At 41.4% G+C, this 23,271-nt stretch carries 27 protein-coding genes; 14 read left to right on the top strand and 13 right to left on the bottom strand.

Annotation, left to right across the window (positions count from 1 at the left end):
* The first annotated feature begins 15 nt into the window (after positions 1-15).
* The 4 genes from lipA to AC1TO4_RS14115 all read left to right on the top strand — a co-directional run bounded on the left by lipA (position 16) and on the right by AC1TO4_RS14115 (position 2,666).
* On the top strand, positions 16-975 hold the full coding sequence (gene lipA / locus AC1TO4_RS14130) for a lipoyl synthase (RefSeq protein WP_482102240.1): 960 nt from the start codon (positions 16-18) through the stop codon (positions 973-975).
* An 18-nt stretch (positions 976-993) separates the two neighbouring features.
* Positions 994-1,350: a YutD family protein gene (locus AC1TO4_RS14125; protein ID WP_482105861.1), complete on the top strand. Its 357-nt coding sequence runs from the start codon at positions 994-996 to the stop codon at positions 1,348-1,350.
* A gap of 105 nt (positions 1,351-1,455) precedes the next feature.
* On the top strand, positions 1,456-1,905 hold the full coding sequence (locus AC1TO4_RS14120; RefSeq protein WP_482105860.1) for a DUF86 domain-containing protein: 450 nt from the start codon (positions 1,456-1,458) through the stop codon (positions 1,903-1,905).
* A complete protein-coding gene (locus AC1TO4_RS14115; protein ID WP_482105859.1) occupies positions 1,902-2,666 on the top strand; it encodes a TIGR01457 family HAD-type hydrolase in 765 nt (254 codons plus the stop codon). The genes AC1TO4_RS14120 and AC1TO4_RS14115 overlap by 4 nt, the downstream gene beginning before the upstream one ends.
* 44 nt (positions 2,667-2,710) lie before the next feature.
* Here the strand turns inward: AC1TO4_RS14115 and AC1TO4_RS14110 are convergent, their stop codons facing one another.
* Entirely contained in the window at positions 2,711-2,947 is a 237-nt protein-coding gene (locus AC1TO4_RS14110; RefSeq protein WP_482102236.1) for a YuzB family protein, read from the bottom strand.
* Between the two features lie 142 nt (positions 2,948-3,089).
* Here AC1TO4_RS14110 and AC1TO4_RS14105 point away from each other — a divergent pair, with 142 nt between their 5' ends.
* Positions 3,090-4,157, top strand: a complete 1,068-nt coding sequence (locus AC1TO4_RS14105) for an NAD(P)/FAD-dependent oxidoreductase (RefSeq protein ID WP_482102235.1) — start codon at positions 3,090-3,092, stop codon at positions 4,155-4,157.
* Positions 4,158-4,358: 201 nt separating this feature from the next.
* On the opposite strand, the gene AC1TO4_RS14100 is transcribed toward AC1TO4_RS14105, so the two are convergent.
* Positions 4,359-4,688 (bottom strand): YuzD family protein, encoded by a 330-nt coding sequence (locus tag AC1TO4_RS14100; protein WP_482102234.1) that lies wholly within the window; start codon positions 4,686-4,688, stop codon positions 4,359-4,361.
* An 85-nt stretch (positions 4,689-4,773) separates the two neighbouring features.
* Here AC1TO4_RS14100 and AC1TO4_RS14095 point away from each other — a divergent pair, with 85 nt between their 5' ends.
* The 4 genes from AC1TO4_RS14095 to AC1TO4_RS14080 all read left to right on the top strand — a co-directional run bounded on the left by AC1TO4_RS14095 (position 4,774) and on the right by AC1TO4_RS14080 (position 8,595).
* A complete protein-coding gene (locus AC1TO4_RS14095; RefSeq protein WP_482102233.1) occupies positions 4,774-5,010 on the top strand; it encodes a NifU family protein in 237 nt (78 codons plus the stop codon).
* Between the two features lie 491 nt (positions 5,011-5,501).
* Entirely contained in the window at positions 5,502-5,864 is a 363-nt protein-coding gene (locus AC1TO4_RS14090) for a HesB/IscA family protein (protein ID WP_482102232.1), read from the top strand.
* Positions 5,865-6,115: 251 nt separating this feature from the next.
* Positions 6,116-7,333 carry an NAD(P)/FAD-dependent oxidoreductase gene (locus AC1TO4_RS14085; protein WP_482102231.1) on the top strand — a complete coding sequence of 406 codons (1,218 nt, stop codon included), beginning with the start codon at positions 6,116-6,118 and terminating at the stop codon, positions 7,331-7,333.
* A 935-nt stretch (positions 7,334-8,268) separates the two neighbouring features.
* The gene (locus tag AC1TO4_RS14080) at positions 8,269-8,595 is read left to right on the top strand and encodes a YuiB family protein (RefSeq protein ID WP_482102230.1); all 327 of its coding nucleotides are present in this window, start codon (positions 8,269-8,271) and stop codon (positions 8,593-8,595) included.
* Positions 8,596-8,707: 112 nt separating this feature from the next.
* Here AC1TO4_RS14080 and AC1TO4_RS14075 read toward each other — a convergent pair whose 3' ends face one another.
* A complete protein-coding gene (locus AC1TO4_RS14075; protein WP_482102229.1) occupies positions 8,708-9,184 on the bottom strand; it encodes a divergent PAP2 family protein in 477 nt (158 codons plus the stop codon).
* A 156-nt stretch (positions 9,185-9,340) separates the two neighbouring features.
* Between AC1TO4_RS14075 and AC1TO4_RS14070 the strand changes: the two genes are divergently transcribed.
* Together AC1TO4_RS14070 and AC1TO4_RS14065 are read left to right on the top strand one after the other, a co-directional pair.
* Positions 9,341-10,852 carry a leucyl aminopeptidase gene (locus AC1TO4_RS14070; protein ID WP_482105858.1) on the top strand — a complete coding sequence of 504 codons (1,512 nt, stop codon included), beginning with the start codon at positions 9,341-9,343 and terminating at the stop codon, positions 10,850-10,852.
* 63 nt (positions 10,853-10,915) lie between these two features.
* Entirely contained in the window at positions 10,916-11,167 is a 252-nt protein-coding gene (locus AC1TO4_RS14065; RefSeq protein WP_482105857.1) for a hypothetical protein, read from the top strand.
* Positions 11,168-11,213: 46 nt separating this feature from the next.
* On the opposite strand, the gene mnhG is transcribed toward AC1TO4_RS14065, so the two are convergent.
* From mnhG to AC1TO4_RS14030, 7 genes are read right to left on the bottom strand one after another with little or no spacing between them, the layout of a single operon-like run.
* The gene (mnhG, locus tag AC1TO4_RS14060) at positions 11,214-11,597 is read right to left on the bottom strand and encodes a monovalent cation/H(+) antiporter subunit G (protein WP_482105893.1); all 384 of its coding nucleotides are present in this window, start codon (positions 11,595-11,597) and stop codon (positions 11,214-11,216) included.
* The gene (locus AC1TO4_RS14055) at positions 11,581-11,862 is read right to left on the bottom strand and encodes a Na(+)/H(+) antiporter subunit F1 (RefSeq protein WP_482105856.1); all 282 of its coding nucleotides are present in this window, start codon (positions 11,860-11,862) and stop codon (positions 11,581-11,583) included. Before AC1TO4_RS14055 ends, mnhG begins: the two co-directional genes overlap by 17 nt.
* Positions 11,859-12,338: a Na+/H+ antiporter subunit E gene (locus AC1TO4_RS14050; protein ID WP_482105855.1), complete on the bottom strand. Its 480-nt coding sequence runs from the start codon at positions 12,336-12,338 to the stop codon at positions 11,859-11,861. The genes AC1TO4_RS14055 and AC1TO4_RS14050 overlap by 4 nt, the downstream gene beginning before the upstream one ends.
* A gap of 6 nt (positions 12,339-12,344) precedes the next feature.
* A complete protein-coding gene (locus tag AC1TO4_RS14045; RefSeq protein ID WP_482105854.1) occupies positions 12,345-13,835 on the bottom strand; it encodes a Na+/H+ antiporter subunit D in 1,491 nt (496 codons plus the stop codon).
* Positions 13,828-14,169, bottom strand: a complete 342-nt coding sequence (locus AC1TO4_RS14040; protein WP_482102223.1) for a Na(+)/H(+) antiporter subunit C — start codon at positions 14,167-14,169, stop codon at positions 13,828-13,830. The genes AC1TO4_RS14045 and AC1TO4_RS14040 overlap by 8 nt, the downstream gene beginning before the upstream one ends.
* Positions 14,169-14,591 carry a Na(+)/H(+) antiporter subunit B gene (locus AC1TO4_RS14035; protein ID WP_482102222.1) on the bottom strand — a complete coding sequence of 141 codons (423 nt, stop codon included), beginning with the start codon at positions 14,589-14,591 and terminating at the stop codon, positions 14,169-14,171. Before AC1TO4_RS14035 ends, AC1TO4_RS14040 begins: the two co-directional genes overlap by 1 nt.
* A complete protein-coding gene (locus AC1TO4_RS14030) occupies positions 14,578-17,019 on the bottom strand; it encodes a Na+/H+ antiporter subunit A (RefSeq protein ID WP_482105853.1) in 2,442 nt (813 codons plus the stop codon). The genes AC1TO4_RS14035 and AC1TO4_RS14030 overlap by 14 nt, the downstream gene beginning before the upstream one ends.
* Before the next feature lie 134 nt (positions 17,020-17,153).
* Here AC1TO4_RS14030 and AC1TO4_RS14025 point away from each other — a divergent pair, with 134 nt between their 5' ends.
* Entirely contained in the window at positions 17,154-17,729 is a 576-nt protein-coding gene (locus tag AC1TO4_RS14025; protein WP_482105852.1) for a DUF5366 family protein, read from the top strand.
* Positions 17,730-17,744: 15 nt separating this feature from the next.
* On the opposite strand, the gene AC1TO4_RS14020 is transcribed toward AC1TO4_RS14025, so the two are convergent.
* Together AC1TO4_RS14020 and AC1TO4_RS14015 are read right to left on the bottom strand one after the other, a co-directional pair.
* A complete protein-coding gene (locus AC1TO4_RS14020) occupies positions 17,745-19,598 on the bottom strand; it encodes a transglycosylase domain-containing protein (protein WP_482105851.1) in 1,854 nt (617 codons plus the stop codon).
* A 75-nt stretch (positions 19,599-19,673) separates the two neighbouring features.
* Positions 19,674-20,906, bottom strand: a complete 1,233-nt coding sequence (locus AC1TO4_RS14015) for an MFS transporter (RefSeq protein WP_482105850.1) — start codon at positions 20,904-20,906, stop codon at positions 19,674-19,676.
* Positions 20,907-21,199: 293 nt separating this feature from the next.
* On the opposite strand from AC1TO4_RS14015, the gene AC1TO4_RS14010 reads away from it, so the two are divergent.
* Both AC1TO4_RS14010 and AC1TO4_RS14005 read left to right on the top strand, forming a co-directional pair.
* Complete coding sequence (locus AC1TO4_RS14010; RefSeq protein WP_482102354.1) at positions 21,200-21,787, top strand: peptidylprolyl isomerase; 588 nt, start codon at positions 21,200-21,202, stop codon at positions 21,785-21,787.
* 36 nt (positions 21,788-21,823) lie between these two features.
* Positions 21,824-22,048 carry a hypothetical protein gene (locus AC1TO4_RS14005; RefSeq protein ID WP_482105849.1) on the top strand — a complete coding sequence of 75 codons (225 nt, stop codon included), beginning with the start codon at positions 21,824-21,826 and terminating at the stop codon, positions 22,046-22,048.
* A 47-nt stretch (positions 22,049-22,095) separates the two neighbouring features.
* Here AC1TO4_RS14005 and AC1TO4_RS14000 read toward each other — a convergent pair whose 3' ends face one another.
* A complete protein-coding gene (locus AC1TO4_RS14000) occupies positions 22,096-23,271 on the bottom strand; it encodes a MalY/PatB family protein (protein ID WP_482105848.1) in 1,176 nt (391 codons plus the stop codon).

Genomic DNA, 23,271 nt, shown 5'->3' with positions numbered 1-23,271 from the left:
TAAAAGTTCAGAGGAATGGAGTCGGTCGACGTGTCATGCAAGCCGGAACAAGGAAATAGAACCGAACATGTAAGAAAGCCCGATTGGTTAAAAATTAAGCTTAATACGAATGAAAATTATACAGACCTTAAAAAAATGATGCGAGAAAATAACTTAAATACTGTATGTGAAGAAGCACGTTGTCCAAATATCCATGAATGCTGGGGCGAGCGTCGAACTGCTACATTCATGATTCTGGGTGCTGTGTGTACACGTGCATGCCGTTTTTGTGCAGTTAAAACAGGATTGCCTACGGAACTTGATATTGCAGAACCGGAACGTGTGGCGGATTCTGTAGCTCTAATGAATCTAAAGCATACAGTTGTTACTGCGGTAGCGCGTGATGACCAGAAAGACGGAGGATCTGCAATTTTCGCTGAAACAATTCGTGCAATACGTAGAAAAAATCCGTTTACAACTGTTGAAGTACTGCCATCAGATATGGGCGGTGTATATGAGAATCTGGAACGTCTTATGGACGCCAAACCGGATATTCTGAATCATAACATTGAAACGGTACGTCGCTTAACGCCGAGAGTTCGTGCACGTGCAACTTATGACAGATCACTCGAACTTTTACTCCGTGCAAAAGAAATGCAGCCGGACATCCCAACAAAATCTTCATTGATGTTAGGGCTTGGTGAAACACATGAAGAAATTCTCGAGACAATGGACGACCTTCGCTCCCATAAAGTTGATATAATGACTATAGGCCAGTATCTACAGCCTACTAAAAAACATTTAAAAGTACAAAAGTATTATTCGCCTCAAGAATTTGAGGAGTTAAGAAAAATTGCAATGTCTAAAGGGTTCTCACACTGTCAGGCTGGTCCGCTTGTACGTTCGAGTTACCATGCTGATGAACAGGTGAACGCGGCCGCAAAGGAAAGGCAGCGTCAAGGTGATGAACTACTTGAAACAGCACTGCAAAGCTAAATTGGCGGTGAAAGTTGAATGATAGTAATTGATAGTTGGAAGTTCGAAATAATGACTGACTACCGTGAGGGATTTAATGAAGAAGCGTTGCTTGCAAGATATAGTGACGTGCTCCTTAAATACGATTATATACTTGGTGACTGGGGATACGGACAACTCCGTTTAAAAGGTTTTTTTGATGATACCAACCAGAAAGCAACGTATGAAACAAAAATTAACACATTACAAGATTATTTGTATGAATACTGTAATTTTGGCTGTGCTTATTTCGTATTGAAAAAAATGGAAAAGGTTAAACCGGAAGTTCAGGAGACAATAAAAGTACTGCAAACTCCGGAGACACCAGAAATACAGGTAACCGAGGTTACTGAGTAAACCGGCTCGCGAGTGGATGCCAAATCCGCACGCGGGTCTTTTCAATTCATCGAATCAGATGTAGTATTATTATAAGATAGTCTAAACAATCAGGAGGGAAAGTCAGTGTATTTTGTCGACCGTAATCAAATTAGCGAATCACTTAGCCATATGGAAAGTTTGCTGGCGTTATATAGAAAAGGAAGTGAGTGGCAAGAGGATACAATTCATTCACTTGCGCTTGAACGGATAACACATGTAATCATTGAATCGATTATTGATGTCGGGAACTCGATGATTGACGGTTTTATCATGCGTGATCCAGGAAGTTATGAAGATATTATCGACATCATGGAAGACGAACGAGTTATTACAAAGGAAATGGCAGATCCGTTAAAACGGGTAATTGAGTTAAGAAAAATGATTGTCCGTGATTTTACCAAAATTGATGTGAATGAGATTGAGAATGTACTCAATGCATCGCTGGAAGAACTTCTCATATTCCCTACCAAAGTTCGCCACTACCTAGAAAATGAACTCGGACCAGTCTCCGCTTTCTACCCAGAAGATAAATGAGTATTGCTAATTATAAAGCAATTTGCCTTGACCTTGATGGGACTGTTTACAGAGGTATCGAACCAATTCCGGAAGCGGTCTCTTTTATTGGGAAAATACAAAATAGTGGTTTGGAACCTTATTTTGTAACTAATAATTCTTCTATGACACGCTTGCGTCTTCAGGAGAAGTTGGCAGCATTTGGAGTTAAAGCAAATCGAAAGCACATTATGACTTCCGCCATTGCGGCTGCAAAGTACTGCAAGGAAAATTTTCAAGGCGCATCAGTCATGATGATTGGTGAAGAAGGATTGGAAGAAGCGTTGGCAATTGAAGGTATAGAGCTCACAGTGGAGAATCCAGACATTGTCATCATGGGGATTGATCGTAGTATAACCTATGCTAAATTGGCTGATGCCTGTCTTGCATTACGTAAGGGTGCAAAATTCATCGCGACGAACAGCGACAAAGCGTTTCCGACAGAGAGAGGACTTGTCCCTGGAAATGGATCATTCGTAAAGTTGCTAGAAAACGCAAGTGGTGTATCTCCGTTATTCGTTGGTAAACCCGAGTCATATATGCTTGAGTTCATTCAGCAAGAGAATGACTACTTAAAAAAAGAGATGATTATGATTGGTGATAATTACGATACGGATATACAAGCGGGAATTCGTTTTGGCATTGATACCGTTCACGTTGCAGGGGGAGTTACTTCCTTGGAAGAGGGTATAGGGAAAAGACAGAAACCGACATATTCCTATCAAACATTATTGGAGTTCTAAATCTAAAAAGCTACCCGTTAATGATTGACGGGTAGCCATAATGCTCAAAAGAGCGGATTGTCTTCTATGAATTGATAGATACGTTCTGTTAGTTCGTCATTTGTCTCAGCTTCAACAATTTCACCATTTACAATTGCGTAAAGCGTATCAGTACATTTAGTGCAATAACTTAAACAGCCATATTCGAGAACATCAAGACCCGGATCTTTCTCCAACTTCTCGAATGTTTCCTGTGAACCATTTGCAATATTACTCATGCAAAATTCGACAATTGGATTCACGATGATCACCTCGCCTATTTGGAATCCTACACTTTTTTACCTCTTTCGTCAATAATCGTGTCTTATTGTGAAAGGTGTCACAAACTGTTATAATCGAATTTGGGAAAACAACGGATTATTGTTTTACAAAGGAGAAAAAAATATGAGAAAACTTGTGCTTTTAGGTGCTGGATATGGAAATATGCGTATCTTACTTCGTTTATTAACAAAGGATCTTCCTGAAGATGTAGAAATAACACTAGTCGACCGGACACCGTTTCATAGTTTGAAAACAGAGTTTTATGCGCTGGCGTCAGGGACGGTATCGGATTCTATTGTGCGCGTTACGCTTCCTACACATGAGAGACTTAAAGTTATCGGTGGAGAAATTATCGAAATTAGACCAGATGAAAAGTGTGTCTATCTAGACGACGGCGTGCAAATAAAGTTTGATGAACTTGTTATTGGACTAGGATGTGAAGATAACTATCATGACGTGCCAGGTGCTTCGGAATATACCTATAGTATCCAGACAATTGGTAAGTCCAGGATTACTTATGAGAAACTCCTAGGTCTTGGAGGCGGAGCTACGATAGGTATCGTCGGAGCGGGTTTAAGTGGAATCGAGCTTGCAAGTGAGCTGCGGGAAAGTAGACCGGATTTGAATATCAAATTGTTCGATCGCGGACCGCGTATTTTAAGGGATTTCCCTGAGAGACTCAGTAATTATGTCAAGGGATGGTTTGATGAACATAATGTTGACGTTGTTTCGAGCTCCAACATTACAAAAGTGGAACCAACCACGCTTTATAATCATGAAGAAACGATTGCCGTAGATGCTGTTGTATGGACAGCTGGAATTCGTCCAGTTGCGCCTGTCGAAAATATTGATACAGAAAAAGACAGTTCAGGTCGCGTTAAATTAAATATGTACCATCAGCTCCCTGAATTTAATGATGTATACGTCGTGGGGGACTGCGCAGCGCTTCCATACGCACCAAGTGCACAAGTAGCTGAGGAACAAGCGGAACAGATTGTACGCGTACTGCGCAACGTCTGGAACAACGAACCTTTACCGGAGAAAATGCCTGAAATCAAGCTGAAAGGTTTCCTTGGATCCCTTGGCAAGAAGCAGGGCTTTGCATATCTTGCTGATCGTACCGTAACAGGTCGGATTGCAAGACTATTGAAGTCAGGCGTTCTTTGGATGTATAAATGGCATAACGGATAAGAGGGCCATTAAACGTTTGAGAGACTTTAAAATACGTTACCAACTCACAGTATCACAATTCCTTATATGTCACCGTATCGATTTTGAATCTTTGCGGTGGCATTTTTCTATAATAAATTAGATACAAAACACCCCTAACTCGCATTCATGACTGCGGGGAGGGGTGTTTTGTGTTCTCAATTAAACTGCAGCATTATCATTTCATTCAGTTGCAACATAGCCATGCTTTTCAAGGGCAGTAAATACAGGCTTCAATTGAATATAACCTTCACCAATCATTTCGTCATTGATCATAACGAGCGGATAGAAATATACATCCTCTTGTATTTGTTGTGAAATATGTTTATGTTTTTCGTCTGTAACTTCTGATTCGATGTCGATGTAGTCGATTACGTATGGCTGATTAGGATACTTTCTATCAATCGCTGCCTGCAGCCACTCATATGTATCCTTTGATGAAGGTGCGTTAACACAGCTGGCACAAATAATATCTGCACCATAAATTTCAATGATTGCGTTGCTTTTACTCATTTTTTTGTCCCCTTCCGATTTGAATGATGGATTTTTTCTTCTTTCCAGTTTATAATAAGTATAAGGAAAGGAGAGTTAAAAAACAATGACAGATACAATGCTTACTGAACCAGTACAAGAAGTTTTAAATAAATTACGCCCATTCCTCCTTCGTGATGGAGGAGACTGTGAACTTGTGGATATTGAGGATGGTATCGTGAAACTGCGCCTTCTCGGTGCTTGCGGTAGTTGCCCAAGCTCTACAATAACGTTAAAGGCTGGTATTGAACGGGCTCTTCTGGAAGAAGTTCCAGGAGTCGTTGAAGTAGAACAAGTATTTTAATGTAACCTTTAGGCGGACCGAAAATTGGTCCGTCTTTTTATTTCAAAGTTCGAATTTCCTGCCTAACTCTTTCGCTAGTTCGATGATTTTTGGTTCGGCTGAAGTACACTGGCTTTCCAGGACACGTTAAAAACCGAGGACCGTCCCTTCAGTATATCCGATTCTCCACAAAATTTCGAAAATTGCAATTGTCAAAAGGTGATTTCCTCATCTTTCTATAGCGGGATCAGGATAGACAGGTTTAAAGTTACTCTCATAGGAAGAGACTCGGGTAAATCTTGATTTCATTTTCGAAGTTGTAAAACGATTATTATAATGGAAATATACTACCTTTTTATCGTAAAATGGGCAGATTTCCACTTGAATCTTCCTTTCGAACTAGTATATTCTATTATAACGTATATTTCAAAACGCACGAGCTATTATGATTGCGTTATGGCTGAATTCCTTGTTATGATAAGGAAAAGAAAACAAAGGGAAGGTGAACACGAATGACACAGGTTGTTGAAGTTACACAAGCAGCAGCAATTCATGTTAGGGAAATGATGCGTCATAATGAGGAAGAAGGATCATTTCTGCGTGTCGCTGTGAACGGCGGAGGATGCAGTGGTCTGACATACGGAATGGGTTTTGAAAGTGAAAAATCAGCTGACGACATTTTGCTCGAGCAGCATGGTTTACAAATTCTTGTTTCGAGTGAGGATGCAGGCGTTCTTGAAGGCACACAAGTTGACTATAAAGAGTCCCTCATGGGGGGCGGATTCATAATAAATAACCCGAACGCTATCGCGTCATGCGGTTGCGGTACATCATTTAGAACTGCTAAGAAAGCAGGAGCTCCAGCAGACTGCTGATTGAATAGTACATCCTTCCTGAATTTTATTTGGGAAGGATTTTTTACCGTTTAGAGAACTTTCTGTTTTTGTCAGTATTTTCAAAAAAGTTCTATTTCAAATATACTATTGAAAAGGTGTTTCAAAAGGGCTACTATTAGAAATAGAAGTTTGTCGAAAAAATGACAAAGGCCAGGACTGTGTAAATCGTCAATGTAACCGATTTCACCTGGGCCGGGCATATAAAAAAATCAAAGGTGGTTTCGATCTTCGTGAATAGACCGACAATTTTAGTATTGGGTGCAGGTTACGGTGGTTTATCGGCTATTGTTAATTTGCAGAAATCTCTAGGTGCGGACGATGTAGATATCGTTCTAATAAATAAAAATGATTACCATTACGAATCGACTTGGCTTCATGAAGCCGCAGCAGGGACAATGTCTCCTGAATCTGTACGGTATGATATCAAAGACGTTATTAACAGCAATAAAGTTAAATTCGTTAAAGCTGAAGTTCAAGCTATCGACGTTAATGGGAAAGTTGTAACAACAAATGTCGGTACACATTCATACGATTACCTAGTAATTTCACTTGGGTTCGAAGGAGAAACATTCGGTATCCCAGGTCTTGATAAATATGCGTTGTCTATTGCGAACGTAAAAGCTGCTCGTCAAATTCGCGAACATATTGAATATCAATTCGCGACATGGTCAATTGAAGAAGTTAAAGACGATAGCCGCCTGACAATTATTGTTGGAGGCGCAGGCTTCACAGGTATTGAGTTCCTCGGTGAACTTGGTAACCGTGTTCCTGAATTATGTAAAGAGTTCGACGTTCCACAAGAAAAAGTACGAGTCCTTTGCGTAGAAGCAGCTCCAATGGTTCTTCCAGGATTTGATCCTGAACTTGTGGATTATGCAGTAAAACAATTGAACTCTAAAGGAATCGAATTCTCAATTGGTACGCCAGTTGTTGAAGCTACTCCTGAAGGCGTCAATATTAAAAAAGGTGATGATGAATTTGAATTCATCAAAGCCGGTACAGTCGTTTGGGCTGCGGGTGTTCGTGGTAATCGTCTGATTGAAGAGACAGGTATCGAAAACATGCGTGCTCGTGTTAAAGTTGACAAAGATCTTCGGGCTCCAGGGTACTCTGATGTATTCATCATTGGAGACTGTGCACTAATGATCAATGAAGCAGTTAATCGTCCTTATCCTCCTACTGCACAAATTGCAATGCAACAAGGTGACATGTGTGCGAATAACCTAATCGCGCTGATGAAAGGCGAAGCTACTTCAGAATTCACACCGGATCTTAAAGGTAGTCTTTGTTCACTTGGTGACAACGACGCTATTGGTGAAGTATTTGGTAAAAAAGTTACAGGTACAAAAGCTTCATTCATGAAGAAAATGGTTGATAACCGTGCGCTCTTCATGATTGGTGGAGTAGGATTGACGCTGAAAAAAGGTAAGTTCAACTTGCTTAAATAATATGCATTTCAGCACTCGCCAGTTTTACGGCGGGTGCTTTTTTTTGAGGAAATTCCCAATGCAATGGATAGAATTAGTTCCCGCTAATACCGCACTTGCGCTTTGCAGATGCCTTCCGCGATAAGTGAGGGCACTGAAAAAGTCCGGTTTCCTTCAATCCCGTTGATTTCCGTTCCGAGCGGACGCATTCCGCGGGCACGGCTTCAGCCTCCTCGTCACTACGTTCCTGTGGGGTCTTCAGCTCGCGCTGTTCCCGCTGGAGTCGCCGCTCTCCACTACAATCAACTAGTTCTTATTATAATAAAGGACTTTTTCAGTGGCCTCCGATAAGCCGGAAAGAAGAGTAAGGAGGGATTGAACTACATCCCTCCATCAGTCTTATCGCTCCGGCTACCACGAAGTCGCGCCTGCGCTGGATGGTCTATTTTAGAAAGCACATTTCTTTATTGGGGATTTGACTTGCAATCTATAGTGCGTTTTTCTCCAATGAAATTAGTATCAAATAGTAATCACATTATAATCTCAATGCATACATCTCAGAATTACTATTAATTACTGAACATTCCAGTGCAAGCGCGACAAGGGGTAGCCGAAGCCGTGAGACTGGATGCGAAGCGCTAATCCAGGCTCATTGCGAGAGGCATCCCCAAAGCGCCAAGCGGTCTACGATGTACACTCTGAACTAAAACTTCCTCGATAATGTGCATTCTAGCGTAAGCGCGGCAAAGTGATAGGATTGGTATTTAAAGACATCAAAAATAGTAACAGAGTGACCCATTCTGATATACTTCTGATATACATTACTTCATAAAATGACGAAACTAGATCATATTATCACCACAACGAAATTCGACAAATTATCGAACAGGCATTGTAATGTTGAAAGCATTCATCCGTTCCTGTAAAATTATAAATGGAAAACGGAGGTAGTCACATTGGGAACCATTTCTATAACGCACGTTGTATTATCCGTAATGATTTTCATTGTTATGTTTTTTGGTATAGGATTCCTACTAAATATGCTTCTGCGAATGACTTGGTTGATGGCCATTATTTATCCGATTGTCGTCATACTGATTATTGATGAAGTGAAAGTCTTAGAATACTTCACGAAGCCGAAATACGCATTCAACCTCCTTGGGGAAAAAATTATGTCACTCCACACTGTGGATATCGTTATTTTAGCAAGTGGACTGGTTGGAGCGATAATTTCAGGTATCGTTATTAAGCTATTGAGAAAACAAGGCTATCAAATGTTTTAGGAATGGCCTAGCACACTTAAACAGCAACCCAAGTTGAATAGTTTTACCTTTCTTAATTTAAAAAGAGGGTGTATACAAGCATAAAACTGCTAGTATACACCCTCTTTTTTTATTAAATGATAAATGAATATAGAATGACTGAAATTAGAATACCAGTGACAGCTCCTGCAAATACTTCACTAGGTTTGTGGCCAAGTAATGTTTTTAACTCTTGAATTTTTTGCTGGCCGTCTTTATGCTGCCAACCTTTCGCTTCTTGAACGAACGTCTGGAAGTCCAGACGCATTTGATTGATAATGAGTGCTTGTTGTCCCGCCTGGTAACGGATTCCTGTCGCATCAAACATAACGATAACGGCAAAGATGGCAGAGACTGCAAAGAGAGGAGAGTCAAGTCCTGCTTCATAAGCGATTGCAGTCGTCAGAGATGTGACGGCAGCGGAATGGGAACTGGGCATCCCACCCGTTGAGGTCATCAATTTCCAGTCAAGTTTACCTGTAAGAAAAAAGTGAATTGGAATTTTGATGAATTGAGCAAAGATGATTCCGAATAATGCCGCAAGGAGCGGGGTGTTTTGTAATAAGACCATCTAGTTCAACTCCTTTTAAAGTACGGAATTTATACAAACAGTATACCATAAGAGAATGTTACAAAAAAACGATAGTCCGCCTTCCAGACGAATCAATATAAACGGCCGAAAATTTCCGCTATACTAAACAATGTATTAAAAAATGGAGGTAGTCAAATGAAAACCATAATTATGGAACCTGATTTTGGTAAAGTAGAAGCAGATGTCTTAGTAATTGGTGTACCGGAGCATCCTGAAAATGTAGAAGGCTGGAGTGGTTTCGTCAGTTCTTTTAGTCCCCGTGTGCCAGAATGGGTAAAATCAGGCGATATTAAAACAGAATTCAAAACGATTACAAAAATGCCTACTGTTGAAATACGAGGTTATAAGCGTGTCTTATTCATTGGGCTGGGTCTGCAAAAAGAATTGACTGAAGATCGGTTGCGTCAATCATTTGCAGCGATTGGCAAAGGCTTGGCAGATTTGAAAGTAGCTTCTGCTGCAATTTGGACCGCTCCATTTACGAACGACAAACTGACATGTGCTGATGTCGTCTTTGCGGCATCAGAAGGCATCGGACTTGGACTATATAAGTTCGAAGGATACCGTACCGATTCAAACGAACGCGATGTTACACTCGAAACACTCTCATTCTTGTCATTATTTGACGAAGATGAATTGAAAGCAGCATTTGAAGTGGGGAAGGTACATGCTTATGCAGTTAATGAAGCACGTAACCTTGTCAATATGCCGCCAAATATTTTAACTGCAACTAAAATGGCTGAATATGCAAGTGAGCTTGCTAAAAAGTATGACTTTGAAATTGAAGTTCTGGGTAAAAAAGAAATGGAAGAACTCGGCATGGGCGCAATTCTTGCTGTTAACAAAGGCTCGGTAGAAGAACCCAAGCTAATCGTCATGAAATATGCCGCAACAGAAAAATGGGAAGATGTCATCGGACTTGTCGGTAAAGGTATTACATATGATACCGGGGGTTATTCCTTAAAAACAAAAGATGGAATGGTTGGCATGAAAGGTGATATGGGCGGTGCTGCTGCAGTGCTTGGTGCGATGAACATCATTGGAGAGCTACGACCAGATAAAAATGTAATTGCTGTGATTGCTTCTACAGACAATATGGTTTCTGGTGACGCCTTTAAACCGGATGATGTCATTACTTCACTGAGCGGAAAAACGATTGAAGTGCTCAATACGGATGCAGAAGGGCGTCTTGTACTTGCAGATGCAGTTACATACGCTTTGCAAGCAGGTGCAAGCTGCCTCATTGACGTTGCTACACTAACTGGCGGAGTTATCGTTGCGCTCGGTATGGACAAGACGGGAGCGCTTACAAACGATGAAGGTTTCTTTGAAGAATTCATGCATGCTTCAATGGAAACAGGAGAATTTGTCTGGAGGCTTCCACTGACTGAAAATGATAAGAAGAGAATTCGTAAGAGTGATGTAGCGGATTTGAATAATTCACCTGGCAGAGACGGTCATATGATCTTCGGAGGTGGGTTTGTCGGTGAATTCGTTGGTAACACACCTTGGATTCATCTAGATATCGCGGGAACGTCAGATGCACAGTCCGCACATGACTTAGGTCCAAAAGGTGCAACGGGTGTCATGGTAAGAACGCTAGCGACGCTTGTTGAACGTCTAGCCGAATCTGAACTAGAAGGCTGATAGGCAATTGTCCCCCTTTGAGACACCTCGCTTGAATAGTATAAGTGGGAAGGGAGGATAACTATGACAAGACGTTATGGTGGTTATCGCGGCCATGGCCATGGTCGTGGAAATAGATATGGTGGATTTGGTGGATTTGGTGATTTTGGGGGTCCTTTTCTCGGAGGCTTTGCCGGTAGCTTACTCGGTTCTGTCCTAACCCCATCGTATGGATATGGTGGTTATCCTTATAGAGGATATCCTTCCTACTACGGTTACCCTCCATATCCATATGGCTATCAACCGTACCCTTATGGATATTATGGTCCTTACTAAAACTAAAAAACACATGACAACCTGAACTCAGGTTGTCATGTGTTTTTTAATCTTTGGTTTTATATGTTCCAGAAGCTTTTTGTTTAGCTTCTTTAATCACTTCTGCAAGGTCGTCACCAACAGTTCGTTCTGTTGGTTTAACACCCGAAATATATGCTGCGCGACTCATCAGATGTCCGCCAACCGGAGAGGTAATAAACAGAAATGCGATTGCAAGAAGGAGTTGTATACTAAAGTATCCTTCTTTCAACCAAAAGTGAAAAAATACACCTAACAGAATACTAAGCACGCCCAGAGTCGCACTTTTAGAAGCCGCATGCGCTCTTGTATACAAGTCTGGTAAGCGAATGACGCCAATGACTGTCACGATGGTGAAAACAATACCAACGACGATTGAAAGGACAATGAGGATATTAGCTATTACGATCACGCTCAATTATCTCTCCTTTCTCAATGAATTTAGAGAATGATGCGGTTCCGATGAATGACATAATTGCAATCAGCAAGATGACTTCCATGAAAAACCCTGTATCGAAAATGACAGACAGCAGAGCAATCGCTGAAATAAGCATGACGCCAATTGCATCAAGTGCAACAAGCCGATCCGGGATTGAAGGACCAAGGTAGAGACGATACAATAGTCCAACAATCGACAGGATAACAAGAATGAGAGAAACCCATATGAATGTTGTCATGGTCGACTCACCTCCTTAATTGCTTTTTCAAATGTGTTTTTAATGGAGTCAATTGCATCATCGACATCATCGACATCGATGGCGTGGACATAGAGTGTTCGTTGATCATCCGAAACGTACAAAACAATCGTTCCAGGAGTCAATGTGATCAGACTAGATAACAATGTGATTTCCCAGTCATATTCAAGGTCTGTCGGCAAAGCGAAAATCATAGGCTGAAGATTTAACTTCGGACGCAGGACGACCTGTAACACTGAAATATTGGACAATGTCAACTCCTTAAAGAAGAGGAATACTAATTTCCATGCCGCCCAAAGTCGCCAAATGTATAGTCTGTTCGGGAAAAAGCGTCTCGTCATAATGATTAATAGCAGACCAATCAAGAATCCAATGATGAATGTCGAAGCGGTGAATGAGGTGCTTATGAACATCCAGACGAGAGCGATGAAAAAGTTCAATAATAGTTGAAATGCCATCGTCATCTACTCCTTTAACACCGCATCAATATAGATGGACGGTTGTAGTAATACATCTGTTGCATCCGTCATGTAAGGAACGAGCCATTCAGTACCTACCCCGTACAGCACGGACAAGATGACTAATACAATAGCTGGAGCCATCATCTTCCGGTAAGAACGACTGTCTGTTTTAGGTAATTCTCCATGAAGTTCGGGCTTGCCCCAGAATGCATAGACAAAGATTCGAATAACGGATAACAGTACAACAAGACTCGATACCAGGATGACGATACTTCCGAAGACGTGACCTGCCTCAAATGCACCTTGGACGATTAAAAGCTTTCCGACAAAACCGCTTAATGGCGGAATACCTACCAAACCAAACGCTGCGATTAAGTAAATCCAACCAAGGGAAGCATGAGTGTTCATCAAACCACCCATTTTACGCAAATTGTATGTACCCGTTACATAAGCAATGATTCCAATTAGAAGGAATAAAGCCCCTTTAATTAGCATGTCGTGGATTAAATAGAATACAGCACCAGTTAAACCAGCCTCGTTCATTTGCGCAGCGCCGAATAAAATGACGCCCACGGCAATTACAATATTGTAGATGATAATTTGTTTTAAATCGAAATAAGCGAGAGCACCTATACAACCCGCAATGATTGTGAGTAGAGCGAGTATGGATAATAACCCATGTGTAAAATCTAAATCATGAACAAAGAACAGTGTATACGTTCGGATGATTCCGTAAATACCCACTTTAGTCAGCAACGCTCCGAAGAGTGCAAGAATGGGTGTGGGCGGTGCTGCATAAGAACCCGGCAACCAGAAGTAAAGTGGAAATAGGGAACCTTTGACTCCGAAGACGATAAGAAAGAGGACTGCGATTACGGTTATGATACCGGGTTGTCCAATTTCAGCTATCTTTACCGAAATATCAGCCATATTTAATGTACCGATGACTGAGTAAAGGAATGCCACCGTAATAACGAAAAGGGCAGAAGATATAACATTGACGAGTATGTATTTGATTGATTCGCTGAGCTGTTTTTTCTTGCCGCCGAGAACGATTAGTAGATAAGAGGCGATAAGCAGCACTTCGAAAAATACGAACATATTGAAAATGTCACCTGTTGTAAACGCACCATTAATGCCTGTAATCATGAACAAGATAGCAGGATAATAGAAGTAGCGCTCCCGCTCTTCACCAATTGCTGTGAAGCTGTAGATTACAACAAACAGTGTTATTAAGAGTGTTGTCGTTACTAGCAATGCGGATAACATATCTGACACCATCGAAATACCAAACGGTGCCGACCAACTTCCGAGAGTGATTGCTTGCACGCCATCCGCTTTCACTTTTGCAACAAGAAAAAATGCGGCAACCAAGCTTACCAAAAGTCCGATGCATGTTAGCGAGCGCTGTACCTTGATATTCTCCTTGAAAAAAAGAAGAATAATTGCGAAAAAGAAGGGCAATAGGATTGGAAATAAAAGCAGATTAATCATGTTCGTCATTTCCTCTCATGAGATTCATGTTATCAGTCTTGTGCTCAGCATATGTCCGATAAGCCAACACGAGAATGAATGCGGTCACTCCGAAACTGATTACAATAGCCGTTAATATTAGCGCCTGTGGTAAAGGATCTGCATAATCAGTTATGCCTTCGGCCAAGACAGGCGGGGAAGCACCACCAAGTCCACCCATCGTAAGGATTAGTAAATGTGCACCATGACTCAACAGGCCCGTCCCGAGAATGATTTTAAGGAGGCTTCTGGAAAGTATCAAATAGACAGCTGCCATGAAAAGAATTCCGATGACGATAGCCATTATAAATTCCATTACTCATCTCCTCCTATCGTTTGAATCATTGTAACGGCGGCACCAACAACAACGAGATATACACCGGCATCAAAGATCATTGCAGTATGAAGGGAAGTTGTCCCAAATAGAGGCAAAGTGAAATCATCGTATACATGTGTAAAAAATGGAACGTTGAAGAAAATTGAACCTGCAGCCGTTCCGAGTGAAAGTAGTAAACCGATAGCTGTCACAATTGTGAAGTTAAAAGGCAAAGCTCTTTGCACAGTTTTCAGGTCGAATGCTAAAAGCAGCAGAACAATTGCGCCAGTAGTGAGGAGTCCTCCTACGAAGCCTCCCCCTGGTGTGTAGTGTCCCGCAAAGAAAATATGAATTGAAAAAAGGAAAATGATGAAGAATACGAATTTTGTTGCCGTTTGCAAAATGACATCATTTGTTTTCATCCGTACTCTCCTCCTTTCTAGACAACTTTAGGCGGATCATAGCAATGACGGCGATTCCGACGATTGATAGAACGGTGATTTCAAATAATGTATCAAAACCACGATAATCAACGAGAATGACGTTGACGATATTCCCGCCCCCAGCTTCTGTAGCGACTGTATCTTTGTAATACTGCGATATTGATGGAATCAGTTTTTGTGAATGGGCTGATAGAGCTACCAAAGTTACTGTAATCCCTACACCGGCAGCTATAATCGCATTTCCTACCTTGTTGGGCTTTGTTTGTCCATGGTTATTAAGCGACGGCAAATGTTTATAGGCCAACAGGAACAGTGCAACTGAGATGGTTTCAATTACGAGTTGTGTAAGCGCTAAATCCGGTGCTTTAAACAGAACAAAGAATAATGCAACCGAATATCCGACTGCGCCGAGTGCGATAATTGCCGACAGCCTCGTCTTGGCTAGAAGAACCATACTAACCGCCAGAACTAAGATAATCGCAGTCAGGATTCCATATAAGGTTACCGGTGCAAAACTATTCATATCTAAGACGAATGCTTCTTTGATAAAGAGCGTTGCCGCCGTTATGGCAGCGATAAAAGCAAACATATAAATCAGATACGTACGGATTAACCCAGTCATGTAAAAACGAGAAAGACGGTTCATTCCGCCTTCACTAAATAACATGGCTGAATCATAAAGTGCATTTATTGACAAATACTCCGGTTGAATGTCGTATAACTTGTGCCATCTTTTCATTGTCAAGAAGAGAACGAGACCTACTCCGACAAGTGAAATCGTCATCCATAGTTCAGGAGCGGCGATTCCGTGCCAAGCCGCAACATGGACTGCAACTTCAGAAGGATGGCCATACAAATCGGGCTGGACAGCTATCACAGCTGGCTTAACCAACCATTTCCCAATCAAATTCGGGATAAAGAAGATAGTAACAACGAGTATTGCTAGAATGACAGGAGCTACAAGCATGCCAAAAGGTGCTTCATGCGGTTTTTTCGGAAGGCGTTCACTTTTTTGTTGTCCAGTGAACGTCTTGAATACAAAGTAGAAACTGTAAACAAATGTGAACACACTAGCAATCCAAGCGATGACAGGGAAGATAATTCCCCAAGTTGCAAAGTCGAACAGTTCAAAATGACGAATGGCGAGCATTGATTGAAGGAACATTTCTTTACTCAGGAAGCCTCCGAATGGGGGCAATCCTGCCATCGACATAGACCCGATGAATGCCACTGTGAAACTGACGGGCATGATGCTCATTAATCCGCCAAGTTTACGAATATCGCGGGTACCGGTTTCATGGTCGACAATACCTGCAACCATGAACAAGCTTCCTTTGAAGACCGCGTGATTAATCAAATGAAAGATTGCTGCGAATGTTGCGAATTTTAAAACCGGATCGTCTGAGTGGTAGGCAAGTGCACCTGCACCGAGCAAGGACATGATAAGTCCAAGTTGACTAATTGTCGAAAAAGCAAGGATCGCTTTCAAATCGGTCTGTTTCACTGCAAAAAGAGAGCCCCAGAACAATGTTAGAAGGCCGATGCCAGTAACAAGCCAAATCCAAACTTCAGAAACTGCGAAGATAGGAGTGAACCGAGCGACAAGGTAAAGGCCTGCTTTTACCATGGTTGCAGAGTGCAGATATGCACTTACCGGGGTAGGCGCTTCCATCGCATCGGGCAACCAGATGTGGAACGGGAACTGTGCTGATTTCGTAAATGCACCTAGTAAGACTAGAACGAGTGCCAGCGTGAAGTATTCATGTCCTACAAAAGTGGAAGCATTTGCGATAAGTTCACGTATAGAAAACGTGTCGCCCATTATTCCGAGTAAGACAAATCCACCAAGCATCATTAAACCGCCAAATACGGTAATCATCATCGATTTTAATGCACCAAATCGAGAACGATCACGTGTATTCCAATAGCCAATTAGCAGGAATGATGAAATGGATGTCAGCTCCCAAAATAAATAGAGGGAAATTACATTATCCGATTGCACGACTCCTAACATGGCGCTCATGAAAATAAGTAGAAAAACGTAAAAGTTGTTTAGTTTCTCCCGATTTTTATCGAGATAAAAAATGGAGTAGAGGACCACGAGTGCGCCAATACCTGTAATTAGCAAGGTGAACAGCAGGCTAAGCCCATCAATATACGATACGAACGAAATACCGAGCGATGGAATCCATTGAAGCTCTGATACAGCATGTCCGCCGTCCATTGTTGTCTTGATAAATCCAATGTAATAAATGAAAAGGGCTACAGGAACTAGTAAAACGAACCAACCAGTATGTATATCTTTTAATTTCCTGAATAGGAAAGGTACAAATAAGGCTGCCACAATAGGCAGAAAAATCAGCAATACGAAATTCAAGAAAATTCTCCTTCCTGATGATTGAAACATAACTTTCTGCAATGTTATAAAGTATAACGTATATTGGGGGTATTTGCATTGAACATTTCCGCACCTTATTGCATCTTTCGACTCTCTTCTTATATTATAGAGTTGAAGAAAGAGAACTACTTTTGAGGTGTAAAATGAAAAATCCATACATATTCGGTTATTTGCCTTTCTTTACAATTGTGCTTTTCAGTTTGACATTCGGTGTTTACACAGTAGGCGTGTCTGTTGAGCAGTTCAAAGGAATTGGTCTGTATGCAGGTATGAGAGAATTCCTAACGGAAATACAGTTACGTATTTTCTTATTAGTCATCTATTCATTATTGTTTTTCATGGTGTTTTCAGCGTTAAAGTTAATTGCGGAGACAATTCATGAAACAGCAATGCTGTTCTTTTCAAAAGACGTATTGGGAGAATCGTATAGCCAAGCTCGGGGAGGTAATGTCATTTACTTTTTCGGCGCGCTCGCATCAGTGTTAGGTGTCAATTCAATCGTACTATTAGGTACTTTGTTTTTACTGACGACTTTCATTTACTTTGTCTATGTCGTTTACAAGTTAAGCAGATACATGACAATTGTCAGCACGATTGGACTTATTATTTTTGAAATAACATTATGGTGTGTTCTCATCTCAACAATTATCTATATTTTGTTGAAACTCTATACAGGAGTTATCGCAAGCTTGCCGTTCATAGGCGAAAAAATAGACTAGCCATTTGGTGAAGGGCTAGTCTCGGAGTAACGCTGAAAATATCTGGAGATGCAGTTTTTGGTCACTCACATTTTTAACTGACTGCGGAATATCATAGCCGACCCAGACAGCCGTTGTATAGGTATCGTTCATGCCGCCAACCCATAAATCTTTATAATGATCCGTTGTTCCAGTTTTTGCACCAGTATACGCTGTGTTATAGCTGATGCCGCGCCCCGTTCCATTTAATACGACATCCTGCATCAAGTCACGAACTATTTTAACTGTAGAAGGGGACCAGACATCGCTCTTAACTTCCGGCCATTGATAAAGAATAGTACCCTTTCTATCCTTCACTGCACGAATCGCATGGACAGGTGAATACGTCCCATTGATAAAACTGGAATAGGCACCTGCCAGTTCAATAGGTGTCACACCTTTTGAAAAACCGCCGAGTGCGGCTGAATAGTTCATATCTCGTTTTGTAACGGATTTAAATCCAAAGGGTTCTATAAAACCGAATGCATCTTCAATTCCAACCATCTGAAATAACCTAACGGCTGCCGTGTTATGACTCTGTCGGAATGCCTCTTTGACCGTTACACCGCCATAGACAAAACCGCCAATATTTGTTGGACAGTACGAGCCGATGCATATATTTCCGCTATTGATGGGCATATTTTCAGTATAGGGACCACTTTCAAATAGCGGGGCATAGACTAGAAGCGGTTTGATGGCGGAACCTGGTTGTCTGACTGCCTGATAAGCACGATGGAAGTCAAACTTTTTATAGTCGACACCGGCAAAAATACTGACGATTTCTCGTGTTTCATTGTCGATAACAGCAGACCCAGCTTCTACACCAACGGGTTTTAAAATCGCGGAGATTGTCTGTTCATCGCGCAACTGTTTTTTTGAATCAAGGGCTGTTTCAATAATGAGTCCGTCTGATAAAACCTCAGCGGTACGCTGTTTCATTAACGCTTCAAGTGCATTTTTTTCTGCATCACTTGAAGCGTTTGCTACTGCTTCTGACAAACCTTCTGATTGCGCTATAAGATTAGTAAGTTCAGCAAGGACATATGTACTGTATGCGGGGAAGGCATTCATTTTTTGTTTTAGGTTTAATTGAACGCTCGTATCTTTATATCGTTCAGCTTCATCGGCAGTAATGCTCCGAGCCTTTACTAAGACAGAAAGAAGACGTTCCTGTCTAGTTTTAGTCTGATCGAAATGCTTTATAGGATCATACATACTTGGGTTATTCGGAATCGCTGCGAGAAAGGCAAGTTCAGCTTCATTCAGCTCATTTAGAGATTTGCTAAAGTAGTATGTTGCGGCGGCACTAATTCCGTAGACTTGATTGCCGAAATACATTTCATTCAAATACATTTCTAAGATTTCATCTTTTGATGATTGTTTTTCTAGTTCAGCTGCATAGATAAGTTCAGTCAGCTTTCGTTCATAAGTCTTCTCTGTGGATAAAAAGCGCATTCGCACGACTTGTTGTGTAATGGTAGATGCTCCCTGTCTGATATCGTCTGTCACTGTGTTAACAGCAAAAGCACGCACGATTGCTGCAATATCATATCCGCGGTGCTCGTAGAAACCTGAGTCTTCACTTTCGAGAAAAAGTTGGCGAACGAATAGTGGAATGGTTGATAGTGGGACAGGGTCGCGCCACTCTATGTATTCCTCCGCAAAAATTACACCGTTGCGATCCTTCAGTGCTAAGGGATTGTTACTCGTTGGGGGGGACAGCTCAATGTATTGATCTATCTGTTCTTTGAAAGACTGTGCACTTTTCAATTCGACCGCAATCTCTTTTTGAACAATGAGTAGCAAGGGAATCGTGAGAAGGATAAATATGAAACCGATAAATTGCTTCAATGTCTTTGAGCTCCGTTCAAAAATCATATAATAACAAAAATATAGCACACTACGGATATCGAAGTGTGCGAATTTTTAAGGATGTATTCGTTTTTCTTCAGATGCTAGGAAATCCTCAAAGTCCTGAACGGGTTTTCGTTTGGCATAATAGAGAAATGCGAAACCTAGCAAGAATAGAACGCCGGTGACCAGGAAGACGGAAGAAATACCAATATAACCACTGATAATCCCACCGAACATTGGACCGATAATATTCCCAAGAAAACGGAAGCTCGTATTATAACCCATGACTTCACCTTGAATATCGATGGGTGCTTCGCGTCTAACCAGTGCAGTCGTTATGGGAATCATTCCACCAAGTGCTATTCCGAACAGTAGCCGCCAGAAAATAAGCTGCCATAGCTCTGTCACGAAAGCTTGGGGTATGATAAAGACGAATGATAAAATCAGCAAAACTGAAAGAACCTTTTCATAGCCGATATCGTCGCCGAGCTTACCCCAGCGCCGTGCAAATAGGAGATTACCAACCCCTGCTGCACTGAAGGTGATACCGGCGAGGAACGCCACATCTTTCGCATCTGTCAGATGTGAAACATATAAAGAAAGAAGTGGCTGGATACTGAAGTTTCCGATCTGGATAAGTGCTGTTACAATCATGACATTTAACATAAGTCTGTGATGTAGAAGACCACTTATTATTGACTTTCTGGAGTATTGAATTGCTTTCGGATTTTTAATCCGTTTCTGTTCTTTAATCCCGAATAGGACAATAATTGCAGCGACGATAACGGAGATGGACGTAATGATAAAGGTGTACTGAAAGCCGAAAGTATCCGCAAGTAACCCCCCGAAAACTGGACCAAATAACGTTCCTGTAACACTGCCCATCTGTAGCGTACCGAGCATTTTCCCAGCTTCTTTTTTTGCGGTCTGTGAAGAAATAAACGCAAGTGACGTAGGTATAAATCCAGTGACAAGCCCATTTAAAAGACGTAGGAGGAAAAATGCCTCAACGGAATCGACAAATCCCATTAAAAAAACGGATGTTGCAATGCCGAATCCGTTGATGAGAAGGATAGGCTTAAAACCATACTTATCGGCGACCCGTCCCCAAACGGGAGACATGATAAAAGCGGTAACAAATGTAGCGCCAAAGATTAAACCAGCCCATTTTTGAACATATGCATCGGAATGGTCACCGAATGTTTCAATATAGAGAGATAAAAAGGGCATAATCATCGTCATGGTTCCAGCAACGAGCACGTTCGAAATCCAGATGATGATAAAATTCCGTTTTTGCACGTCCATATGAAAACCTTCTTTCTGCGTCGTGCCTTTAGATTAAGTATAAAACAGTTCGGTAAACGAAGGAAGTTTCATGCTTATTTATCGAAATAGAAGGTATGATATGATAAACTGATTCGGGGTGAATCATAATGAGGAAAATAATTTTCTCCCTTCTAACAATTTCTATCAGTCTCTTACTATTAGCCGCTTGCGGAAATAGTGCTACAGAGAACGAGAAACAAGAAGATGAAGTGCCTGTTGGTAAAACGCCAGCGGAAAAAAATAGTACTAAGAACTTAGAGGAGGCAACAACAATGTATCCACAATTATCGAATGAAGTAGCAGCAAACGAGGCGCTCGTTGTTATGAACACAACTATGGGGCCAATCAAAATCAAGCTTTTTCCCGAACAAGCACCAAAAACAGTTGAAAACTTCTTGACACATGCAGAAAACGGTTACTACAACGGCATTATCTTCCACCGCGTTATCGAAGATTTCATGATTCAAGGTGGAGATCCAACAGGTACAGGTATGGGCGGAGCTAGTATCTACGGCGATTCCTTCGAAGACGAATTCTCTGAAGAACTATTCAACCTAAAAGGAGCTCTTTCGATGGCAAACGCTGGTCCTGGTACAAATGGCAGCCAGTTCTTCATTGTTCATGCATCACAAGCTCCAGGTACAGTTGAACAAATGACAAAAGGCGGATGGCCTGCTGATATTGCACAAGCGTACAGCGAAATGGGCGGAACACCTCACCTAGACCAAAAACATACGGTATTTGGCCAAGTTATCGAAGGCATGGATGTTGTCGATGCCATTGCAAAAGTTAAAAAAGGCCGTCAAGACAAACCAGTTGAAGATATTTCAATTGAATCTATCGAAATTCTTCAAAAGTAATTTTGATTATGAGAAATTAATAACGTAAGGAAGTGGATGGAAGTGAACGCTCTATTAATGCCGTTCCTTTACTTTCCGGAAGATAAATCAGAATACATCCCGGCTGCGTTATCGTTTGCAGCCTTCATGGTTCTCATGTTTTTCGCTTTTAGGTGGATTCGAAAAAATTCGAAGAAACAGGAATTGGAAACAAAAGAACTTGAAGAACGCATTTTGCGAGAACGCCGCGAAGCGAAAGAGAAACAGCATCCTCCCAACTGAGGATGCTGTTTTTTTGTTGAAATGAGTAATCTCTCATTACAACTATCTCAATCACTCAATGCAGTGATAAAGCGATTGACGCCATCTATGACAACTGACAATGGTGTTGCCATATTCATACGAAGGAATCCACGTCCAGCCTCTCCGTACTTCGATCCAGGTTCGAGCGCAAGCTTCCCTTTATTCAAAAGCTTGTCCATTATTTCTTTTTCTGAAAATCCAGTACCACGGAAATCAATCCAAAGAAGATATGTCGCATGCGGTTTAGCTATTTTTAAACCAGGAATTGCTTTTGTTAATTCAAGAATTGCATAATCCATATTGTGTGAAATTATTTCCAACAGCTCCGTAAGCCAAGGTCCGCCTTCCTTGTATGCTGCAGTTAAAGCGACACTTGCAAATGAATTCAATCCCATCTGGCCGTGTGCCATGGCATTTAGTGAAAGCTTTCCTCTCACATCTTTATCCGTCGCAATCATTACAGCAGCTTGAATTCCGGCAAGGTTAAACGTTTTCGTAGGTGCAACACATGTTATGATACGTCCGGTTTCTTCGCCAGCAACGGCAGCCAGTGGAATATGCTTATGTCCTGAGAAAACAAGGTCTGAGTGTATTTCATCCGATAAAATCAGTACATTGTATTTTGTACAGAGTCGCACCATTTCTTTCAGTTCGGCTTCTGTCCAGACGATGCCGCCAGGGTTATGCGGATTACATAAGATGAATAGTTTTACATCTTGCTGAAGGCTTTTCTCGAATTCTTCAAAATCGATGGAGTAAACGCCGTCCACTTCATTCATGATACATTCGACCAGGTTCCGTTCTTGACGTTTGGGAAGTTGGAAGAACGGCGGATAGACGGGGGAAGTGACTAGGATTCCGTCACCCGGATTTGTAAACGTTTCAATTACTGAAGCGATGGCTGGAATAACACCTTGGTGGAATAACATCCATTCGTTTTTTGTTTCCCAACCATGACGTTCAGAAAGCCATGAGCTAACTGCATCTTTACATTCATCATGAATGTAAGAATAGCCGAATACGGCATGGTCGAGTCGTTCTTTCATGGCATTTACGACAACTTCAGGAGCGGCAAAATCCATATCCGCGACCCACATCGGTAAAATATCGGATGCATCTTCAATACCATAGACCATTTCCATTAAGTCCCATTTTGCAGAACGTGTTTTACGTCGTTCAATCACAAGTTCAAAGTTATGCAT

It is taken from the genome of Sporosarcina sp. Y838, assembly GCF_056786515.1.
The sequence above is the reverse complement of the archived record's forward strand: the minus strand, read 5'-3'. Positions and strand labels throughout refer to the sequence as shown.

What these genes read in the sequence shown, in the direction of transcription:
- lipA (WP_482102240.1), top strand. Translation starts at nt 16, where the DNA reads ATGGAGTCGGTCGACGTGTCATGCAAGCCGGAACAAGGAAATAGAACC.
- AC1TO4_RS14125 (WP_482105861.1), top strand. Translation starts at nt 994, where the DNA reads ATGATAGTAATTGATAGTTGGAAGTTCGAAATAATGACTGACTACCGT.
- AC1TO4_RS14115 (WP_482105859.1), top strand. Translation starts at nt 1,902, where the DNA reads ATGAGTATTGCTAATTATAAAGCAATTTGCCTTGACCTTGATGGGACT.
- AC1TO4_RS14105 (WP_482102235.1), top strand. Translation starts at nt 3,090, where the DNA reads ATGAGAAAACTTGTGCTTTTAGGTGCTGGATATGGAAATATGCGTATC.
- AC1TO4_RS14100 (WP_482102234.1), bottom strand. Translation starts at nt 4,688, where the DNA reads ATGAGTAAAAGCAACGCAATCATTGAAATTTATGGTGCAGATATTATT.
- AC1TO4_RS14095 (WP_482102233.1), top strand. Translation starts at nt 4,774, where the DNA reads ATGACAGATACAATGCTTACTGAACCAGTACAAGAAGTTTTAAATAAA.
- AC1TO4_RS14090 (WP_482102232.1), top strand. Translation starts at nt 5,502, where the DNA reads ATGACACAGGTTGTTGAAGTTACACAAGCAGCAGCAATTCATGTTAGG.
- AC1TO4_RS14075 (WP_482102229.1), bottom strand. Translation starts at nt 9,184, where the DNA reads ATGGTCTTATTACAAAACACCCCGCTCCTTGCGGCATTATTCGGAATC.
- AC1TO4_RS14070 (WP_482105858.1), top strand. Translation starts at nt 9,341, where the DNA reads ATGAAAACCATAATTATGGAACCTGATTTTGGTAAAGTAGAAGCAGAT.
- AC1TO4_RS14065 (WP_482105857.1), top strand. Translation starts at nt 10,916, where the DNA reads ATGACAAGACGTTATGGTGGTTATCGCGGCCATGGCCATGGTCGTGGA.
- AC1TO4_RS14055 (WP_482105856.1), bottom strand. Translation starts at nt 11,862, where the DNA reads ATGACAACATTCATATGGGTTTCTCTCATTCTTGTTATCCTGTCGATT.
- AC1TO4_RS14050 (WP_482105855.1), bottom strand. Translation starts at nt 12,338, where the DNA reads ATGGCATTTCAACTATTATTGAACTTTTTCATCGCTCTCGTCTGGATG.
- AC1TO4_RS14045 (WP_482105854.1), bottom strand. Translation starts at nt 13,835, where the DNA reads ATGATTAATCTGCTTTTATTTCCAATCCTATTGCCCTTCTTTTTCGCA.
- AC1TO4_RS14040 (WP_482102223.1), bottom strand. Translation starts at nt 14,169, where the DNA reads ATGGAATTTATAATGGCTATCGTCATCGGAATTCTTTTCATGGCAGCT.
- AC1TO4_RS14035 (WP_482102222.1), bottom strand. Translation starts at nt 14,591, where the DNA reads ATGAAAACAAATGATGTCATTTTGCAAACGGCAACAAAATTCGTATTC.
- AC1TO4_RS14030 (WP_482105853.1), bottom strand. Translation starts at nt 17,019, where the DNA reads ATGTTTCAATCATCAGGAAGGAGAATTTTCTTGAATTTCGTATTGCTG.
- AC1TO4_RS14025 (WP_482105852.1), top strand. Translation starts at nt 17,154, where the DNA reads ATGAAAAATCCATACATATTCGGTTATTTGCCTTTCTTTACAATTGTG.
- AC1TO4_RS14015 (WP_482105850.1), bottom strand. Translation starts at nt 20,906, where the DNA reads ATGGACGTGCAAAAACGGAATTTTATCATCATCTGGATTTCGAACGTG.
- AC1TO4_RS14010 (WP_482102354.1), top strand. Translation starts at nt 21,200, where the DNA reads ATGTATCCACAATTATCGAATGAAGTAGCAGCAAACGAGGCGCTCGTT.
- AC1TO4_RS14005 (WP_482105849.1), top strand. Translation starts at nt 21,824, where the DNA reads ATGGAAGTGAACGCTCTATTAATGCCGTTCCTTTACTTTCCGGAAGAT.
- AC1TO4_RS14000 (WP_482105848.1), bottom strand. Translation starts at nt 23,271, where the DNA reads ATGCATAACTTTGAACTTGTGATTGAACGACGTAAAACACGTTCTGCA.